The organism is Polynucleobacter sp. Latsch14-2, from assembly GCF_018881925.1.
Taxonomy (GTDB): domain Bacteria; phylum Pseudomonadota; class Gammaproteobacteria; order Burkholderiales; family Burkholderiaceae; genus Polynucleobacter.
Map to the genome: position 1 here is coordinate 145,933 of NZ_JACVPL010000004.1, position 8,019 is coordinate 153,951.

Genomic DNA, 8,019 nt, shown 5'->3' on the forward strand with positions numbered 1-8,019 from the left:
TCTAGACCAATAGTCCGGGTTTTTGAATATACCGATTTTTAATCGCGTCAGCAGTCCAATACGCTAAGGCGCCTACCAATCCTGTTGGCTGATATGCGCTGTTATGGGGGAAGACGTTTGCACCCAGAATAAATAAATTGCTACAGTCCCAGCTTTGCTGATACTTGTTTACTGCACTATTGGCCGGACTTGTCCCCATGATGGTGCCCCCAGTACTGTGCGTACTTTGATAGGGGACGACATTCCATGATTTTTTTTCTGCAGATGCTTTTGTTAGTCGCGTTGGATTTAAATGCTGGGACAAGCGATTAACAATTTCAGCGCCATGCATACCCATCTTTAATTCATTCTCTTTATAGTCAAAAGTGAGGCGCATTAAAGGTTGGCCAAATGCATTCTTGTACACCGTATCGAGCTCATAGTAATTATGGCGATGCGGTAAAACTCCTGAGCGCGTACTAATTCCCATCGAAGTTTGATACCACTTTGCAGTAGCAGCCTTCCATTCACTTCCCCATTTAGGCGAGCCTGGTGGGGTTGGACGATAACCAATCGGCAGTGCAGTATTGTGTCCAGCTGAAACAATATATCCACCAATAAAGCCCGGCCCGGATCGATCAAAATCCCAGTTTCCATAAAAATCATCAATTACGCTATTGGTTCCGCCGGCAGAGATAAATGGATTGAAGTTTTTTCCCTCAAAAAATAAGGTGCTTCCTACGCCAGTATCGTAGGCATAATTTTTTCCAATAATCCCTTTTCCACTAACGGGATCATAGGGTTTGCCAATCCCAGATAAAAGCATGAGATGCACATTATTAAATGCAAAGGCACATAAAAGCACAATGGAGGCGGGCTGCTCATACTCCTCTCCAGTGACTAAGTTGGTATACAGCACCCCTGTTGCCTTTTTTCCGCTCGAGTCTCGTAAGACCTTAGTGACCCATGACTGCGTACGTAGCTCAAAATTAGGCTTACTCATGGCAATCGGTATCACGGTCATTTGGGGGCCGCCTTTAGCGTTCGCCTCGCAACCAAAGCGTTGGCAATATCCACAGTACTGACATGCACCAAAATGTGAGCCGTCTGGATTCGTATAAGCCCGGGATGCATTCGCAGCTGGACGAGGAAAGGGGTGATACCCAAGATCGGATGCGGCGCTTGAAAATAATTTCGCCGATAAGATATTTTTAAGAGGTGGCAGCGGATAGTCGCGATTGCGGTAGGCCTCAAAAGGATTTCCCCCATTTTGAATAACACCTTTGATATTGCCCGCTTTACCAGAGACTCCAGCGACTGCCTCGAATTTCTCATAGTAAGGCTCTAGCTCGGCATACGTAATTCCCCAATCTTGAATCGTCATGTCGGCAGGAATAAATTTCTTGCCATAACGCTCTTCATACATTGAGCGAATCTTAAATTCCATATCAGTCCAGCGCCATGTTCCACCACTCCAATGAATAGCTGAACCTCCCACCCCTTCACCAGGCAAAAAAGAGCCTAAGCGACGAATTGGTAGCGCCTCTTGCGAGGGATTATTTCTCGCAGTCAAGGTATCTCTTGAGGCGTTTTGCATTAACTCCTGTCGAATCACATAACGCAATTCATCTCGAATATTCGGCAATGCATAATCATTCTGAGCAGTGCGCATATCGCCCCGCTCGAGCGCAACCACTTTGAGACCTGCTTCAGAGAGCTCTTTCGCCAGAATGCCCCCTGTCCACCCCATGCCCACAATGACAACATCAGTCTCTTTTAATTTAGTAACCATCGGTTTTCCGTATCTTCCGTATCAACTGAGATCTGAAATGCCAAACATAGGCGCGGTATATCTTTTATCAAGATAGGTCTCAACGTCCCGAGCATGCATCGAAATGGCACCTGGGAAGCCAATTAATTTCCATCCTGATTTATTTTGGTTTCCACCGTAAATCGGATCAGAAAACATTCCTTCCATGACGTTCTGATACAGCATGTCAAAGAAAGTTTTAGATGAAGGACCATCCTTAAAGTCGATCTTGCCAGCAGACAGCGCAAGCAAAAAATCTTGTCGCTGAGCTTCAGATAATTGCTCAAACGGCCTACCATGACGCTCAACGCAGGCAATATTGGCCTTCGTAATACAAACCCGATACAGCTCAGCTGGGGTCAGGGGCAGTTGATAGCCCTGAGTTGGCAAGCCCGTCTTCCAAGGGCCGTGGTTGTAAAGGCGCTCGCCCTTGCCCCACCCGTTGGCCAAAGCATGATCAATGTAAATATTGACCCCAATCTCCGTTCCCTTAGGAGATAAGGCATCCGCAGGGATCATATGATTCACCACAGCCTCTATAAAGGACTGCTCTTCCATATTAAAAAATAAATAAGCTGGATTAAGATTGCTAGCCTTTGCTCCAGCAGCCAGCTTGCTTTCTGCTGGAGCAGTATTTGGCAAAGCCACGCTGACAGCAACTGCACCACCAGCTAAGGCACCCTTTAAAAAGCGGCGTCGATTCGTTGGAATTTGCTCCATATTGGTCTCCTACTTATATTTTTATTAGAGTCTTTCAAATATTAAATCATTCGGATTCTTGTTGGCGACCAAACCGAACAATAAAAATAAGGGAATACCCTTTATTTAAAATAATCAGCCCTCAGTAACTGGGGATCTATAAAAAACTTCTGAGGGCGGATTAATATCAGGCATATACAAGCTCTCACAATGGAAAAATTCTGAGTATTTGATCGCATCACTGCAATGATTTACTATAGAAAGACTCTCTTTGGTCGTGGACCTAAATTGACAGCAGTTCACCCTGCTCTTGGGATTTGGTTGGGAGCTGCAGCTCGCACACGCTAGCTATCATGGACCGATTGCTTTCTCTTTACTGGCGCTTGCCTCTGCCCTTTACCTTTACCAAAGTCGATCGCCTAGACAAGAATAGCCAGTCTAGAGTTCAGGTCTGTTAATTTGGCCTGCCCAGCACGATTCGAACGTGCGACCTACGCCTTTAGAAGAATTCGTGTCTGTTTGAATGTCTAATGATTTCAATGACTTAAACGCAAAAATCGGGGCTGTGCAATGCAGTTTGAGCTTAATTGGCGGACTGAATAATTTACTGTCGGTTTAGCCGACAGCGCAGCATTTGACTGTTGACTATCTCAAAGTAATCTATCGCCCGAAAGTTAGTTAACTACTAAAAAGCCATATGTCTAACTATGGACGAATAAACAAATCCTTACCATTCTTAATGGTCTTCACAATCTGAATATCCTTAATTTCCATTGGGTCTACTTTCATTGGATTGCGATCAAGAATCACCATGTCCGCAAGTTTTCCAGCTGTAATAGTGCCCTTTGATGCTTCTTCTTTGTACTGATATGCAGGCACAGCAGTAAAGCCACGTAGCGCTGTATAAGGATCAAGGCGTTGACCAGAGCCTAAAGTACTACCTCCATAGGTCTTGCGATTAACCGCGGTCCAAATCGTAAACAATGCACTTGGCCCTGATGATGGCGTGTCATTATGCAGTCCAAATTGCATATCTTTTGCTTTGGCCAAATTGAGCGGAACCATATTGCTAGCCCTCTCGCCCCCTAAAATTTGTCTATACACATCGCCATACATCCAAATGTGGTTAGGCATAAATTGGGGCAGGATTTTATTCGCCTTGTATTGGTCAAGCTGATCATCACGAACAAAGAATGAATGTGAGATTACTGATCTGCGGTCTTCAGTAACGCCTGTTTCTTTTATTGCTTTAGAAATTCCAGAAAGCGCCATATCAATACCAGCATCGCCATTGGAATAGCCGAAGTACTGGATATTTTTTTCATAAGCTAACTTTGCGTACTTATTGACCAAATCCTGGGAAGCAACAGCCATACCGCGCCATTCTTTTGGAAATCCTGTGGTGTCTATATAAGGCTTGGTGAAATAGGCCAAACGTAATTGTGGTGCACCATCTGTAGAAACCAATATTCCAGCAACCTTAAAGCCGCCATCACCCTTGGTATAGACTCCAAAAGGATAGTTTTTATTAGTTTCAAGCAATTGATCAACCACATCATAGGTGGGCAGCGCAATCAGGTCTAAGCTGATCACATTACGATCAAGTGCTTGGCGCATATTACTAATATCTTGAATCGTAGTTTCATAACTTTGCGCAGTAGTGTATCCATTTGAGACATAGATCTGTTCGGCTTTGCGATAAGTTTCCATCATTAAATCTTGAGAATACTTACCGAATACCTTCGCTGTTGCCTCGAAATTAGGATCGCCAATTAACTCACCAGTAAGTTTTCCTGTCTTTGGATCAACGGGCAGCATGCCTTGTGTCACTTTAGTGGCTTTAGTAAATCCTAGCTTCTTTAGACCCGCAGAATTCACAATCCCAGTCAGGGTAGAAATATTATTAACAAATACTGGTTGATTAGGAAATGCTGCATCTAACTGAGCAATGGTTAAGGGGCCGTCGGTAAGAAAGGCGTCTGCATACTCTGCGCCAATAATCCAACCGTTAAATGGTCTTGCTTCTGCTTTCAAGCGGTCTATTAGCTGCTTAGTAGTTTTCGGCGGATTTTTTGAAAAGTACCCCAAATTGACAGCGAGAGTGTTCTGAGCAATCAGAGTAAAGTGGCCCCAGGCATCAATAAAGCCTGGCAATAAAGTTTGACCTTTTAAATCCTGCATTACTGGATTAGTGCCGGCTCCATTTAAAGCGTCTCGCAGATTACCGACATAAGCGATCTTCTTGCCCTTCACCACGACTGCTTCAACATACTGTGGCTTATCACCCTCCATGGTCAGGATGTCACCATTGAAATAAATCACTGCATTGTCGGCTAAGACTTGGGTGGCTAGCGAAAGAAGAACTGCAGAGAAAATAATTTTGAGGATACGCATAAATGGCCGAGGTATTAAGGTTTTGAAATTTTAATGAACAAATGAACCTAGTTTGATGCACTAAAAAATAAACCACCCGAAGGCGGTTTATCTACTAATTTATTTTAAGAGTTCTGCTGTCAAATCGTTTTGTGGGTAAGGCAATTTATCCACTAACCAGCTTTTCGTTTTTCCAGATTTAAACATTTGGTTCAAATCAATCTCGATAAAGTTAGTACGACTTGCATAATTAGCAATCTTCATCTTGTTGTTTTTTAAATCCTTCAGATTGATCCACTGCGTGTAATCAGAGACTACCTGCTTGCCATCAGTGGATCTTGCAACTCCCATAGGAATGTCCACATTATCTAAAATATGACCTGTTAACGCAACAGCATCAATGCTATTGCTAGGCTGATAGGCAAGCTGTCTGAGATAAGCAGCTCTGACAAAACGCGATGGTGGCGTGTAATCCGCTGGTAAGCCAATCAAACCACCGCCCTGTCCTAACTCAGTTACATTAACCTTGCCAACAGTCACAGAGGGGGTAGCAGTTGCTGTGAGTGACAAATAGTTGCGTACGTTATTCAGGTGCCAATCATAGGTTGGAGCATTGGTTAAGACGCCTGCCAGGTTGTTGTGGATAACCATTTGGCCTTTTACAAACTCAATCACGATACTCTCGCCACTTCGATCAGTTAAAACAAAATGTAACCATGGTGGGGTTGGCAAACCCTTTACTTCACTTGGATCAAACCAAACTTTATATTTAGGTAATTCATTACGTAGCTCTTTGACTGTAGCAAACATCCCCAAAATAAAGCCGCCTAAATTCAGAATCGAAACGTAGTTCTTATCTTGTGGGCTGACTGTCTGGTATTCAGTAAAGCCTGGCAAGAAGTTTCCACTAATCGCAAGACCAGCTTCATTCTGACCTTCTAAGTAGGCAGGTGGTCCTGGTAGGATGGCTGGTGAGATACCTGCAAATCCATATTTACTCGACATACTGCTTGCAGGCAATTTCATTGAACTAGGCGCAGTTAAGGCGATAGCTGTACCTTTGGGATTGACGGTTAACTGCCACTTCATATCAAAAGCCCACTCCATTGTTCTACCCGCAACAACAGAGCCATCTTTTGCAGTGATATTCACAGCAGTACATGCCTCACTCAAAAAGGGAGCAAATACTAAGGTTAGTGAGACTGATGTAGCAATAATTTTATGAGTGATGATTTGTTTCATATGAATCCTTATATAAAGTCTGGTGTCAGCCTTCCAACGCTTTTGTTTATTTCAAAATGACCAAGGTTGCTGTGGCACGAGCGCCCCATCCTGACGGACCACCTGGAGTATTGCTAATGTAATACATAGGGCCAGCGGCAAACTGCAAAGGTACGCCATCAAATACCATCAATTTCGATACGCCGGCATACAGGGGGTTGGATGTGCGATGCGTGTCATAGTTATATTGCGCCTCCATATTTAACGTATAAGTAAATGCGTCCTTATTAGTGAAAGCGACAAACGGCTGGCCATATAAATTGTTCTGTGTGCCATAGCTTGGATTGCCACCTACACTCCAAGACTGATAACCTAGCAATCCATACGTCCAGGGACCATGACGATTGAGAACTACACCCGTCACACCGGCACCAGTTTGTTGCGAGCCAAACTTGCCGCTATTGCCCGAGGGGGATACGGCATAGGGACCTACCCCCCAGATCCAAGATGAATTGGTGTTAGGTGCATAGAACGATTCCACTGTAACGCTAGCAATACCATAACCAGAAAAGCTTTGGCCATTAGCAGCCTGAACACTGACCTCTCTGACACCGGCAACAATCGGGCGAACAATAAAAGTGTCTCCGCCACCAAGATCAAATGGAGTTACCGGCTGAAAGAGCAAGGTCTGCTCTGAACCTCCCTGATTTTTACCAATACCACGACTAAATTCGTATTGCAGTGGCACCGAAATCATATTGGCAATCGGGTTGGCTAGTTTTTTAGCAATGCCGACCTTATCCACACCCCCATCAGGAGCGCTACTGTTTTGAGCAGTTACTAGGCTAGACAATGTAGTCGTTGCGATAACGACAAGAATACGTTTGAATGTTTTCATGGGATCAGTGATTCAGAATCAAATATTGTCAAAATTTATAGTGCCCTTAATTCCAGGCATCCATGCATAGGGAGTAACTTCAAAGCTCCATTCTTGCGAGACTTTTGGTAGTGGATTTGAAGTATTACTCTCTTGAGCAAACGCTGGTGAAGTGACGATTAAGACAGGCAAAACTACAATCAAAAAACTTTTGAAGAACATTTAAGCCCCACTCATTTAAATATATGTATTAATTAGAATAATTATCTTTATACACGAATAGATTTACGGGTCATGCGGGGCGTAGTTACCCTAATCAATTAGCAGTAAAAATATGGAATTTAAGTACTTTCCATGTCAAAATTTTTCAGTTTATATGACACATTTACTGATCAACCTACACTCTTTATGGCGTTCCATATGTTGGGCGAGCCGGGTCAAAATTTGGTCAACAGACCATCATAAAATCGGGGTTTTTGAGTAAATCTCATCGACCAGTGAAATTTTGGCCTGCCCAGCACGATTCGAACGTGCGACCTACGCCTTAGAAGCTGTAAAAATGATCAAAAACAATAACTTACACAATAGCATAAGCCTGGCTAAATCTGGTGTCCTATACGCACCGAGAATCTTGGTATTGGGTGGAACTGACTATATGGTGTGTGGCATTCGCAGGCTGAGGGTCGGTTAAACCGACACTAAATCGGGCGACCCCACAGCAAGCCTTGGCAAACCATTTTTACTATGCCTCTCGTCCCCATGAACAGAGAAATTAATAAAGCACAAAGATCGGCAAAACCACTGCATTTTGGCGTGATTTTGCACATTAGCTATTTTGATGGGGCTTAGCGTAAATCAGGTGGGGGATGCAATCTCGAGCGGCGCAAAAAACTACGCGGCTAGATATTTGCACGAGCAGCTGAAATCTGCTGATGGGCTCGTTTAATCTTTTGTCGATTACGCTCTGCCTTTAATGCCTTACTAGCAGTGTCTTTCTGATTTTGTAAGCTAGCCACCCTAGCCTGCTCGGGTGTTTGCGGCGGCTTAGCTTTAATTGAAG

The 8,019-nt window shown here is 43.9% G+C and carries 5 protein-coding genes; all 5 read right to left on the reverse strand.

The features are described from left to right. Nucleotide 1 precedes the first annotated feature (1 nt). Nucleotides 2-1,771: a GMC family oxidoreductase gene (locus ICN46_RS05815; protein WP_216205853.1), complete on the reverse strand. Its 1,770-nt coding sequence runs from the start codon at nucleotides 1,769-1,771 to the stop codon at nucleotides 2-4. A gap of 21 nt (nucleotides 1,772-1,792) precedes the next feature. Next, entirely contained in the window at nucleotides 1,793-2,509 is a 717-nt protein-coding gene (locus ICN46_RS05820) for a gluconate 2-dehydrogenase subunit 3 family protein (protein WP_216205889.1), read from the reverse strand. Between the two features lie 684 nt (nucleotides 2,510-3,193). Beyond that, nucleotides 3,194-4,882, reverse strand: a complete 1,689-nt coding sequence (locus tag ICN46_RS05825) for an amidohydrolase (RefSeq protein WP_216205855.1) — start codon at nucleotides 4,880-4,882, stop codon at nucleotides 3,194-3,196. Nucleotides 4,883-4,981: 99 nt separating this feature from the next. Continuing rightward, complete coding sequence (bsh, locus tag ICN46_RS05830; RefSeq protein WP_216205857.1) at nucleotides 4,982-6,103, reverse strand: bile salt hydrolase; 1,122 nt, start codon at nucleotides 6,101-6,103, stop codon at nucleotides 4,982-4,984. 46 nt (nucleotides 6,104-6,149) lie between these two features. Next, complete coding sequence (locus tag ICN46_RS05835; protein ID WP_216205859.1) at nucleotides 6,150-6,980, reverse strand: hypothetical protein; 831 nt, start codon at nucleotides 6,978-6,980, stop codon at nucleotides 6,150-6,152. Nucleotides 6,981-8,019 lie beyond the last annotated feature (1,039 nt).

What these genes read in the sequence shown, in the direction of transcription:
- ICN46_RS05815 (WP_216205853.1), bottom strand. Translation starts at nt 1,771, where the DNA reads ATGGTTACTAAATTAAAAGAGACTGATGTTGTCATTGTGGGCATGGGG.
- ICN46_RS05820 (WP_216205889.1), bottom strand. Translation starts at nt 2,509, where the DNA reads ATGGAGCAAATTCCAACGAATCGACGCCGCTTTTTAAAGGGTGCCTTA.
- ICN46_RS05825 (WP_216205855.1), bottom strand. Translation starts at nt 4,882, where the DNA reads ATGCGTATCCTCAAAATTATTTTCTCTGCAGTTCTTCTTTCGCTAGCC.
- bsh (WP_216205857.1), bottom strand. Translation starts at nt 6,103, where the DNA reads ATGAAACAAATCATCACTCATAAAATTATTGCTACATCAGTCTCACTA.
- ICN46_RS05835 (WP_216205859.1), bottom strand. Translation starts at nt 6,980, where the DNA reads ATGAAAACATTCAAACGTATTCTTGTCGTTATCGCAACGACTACATTG.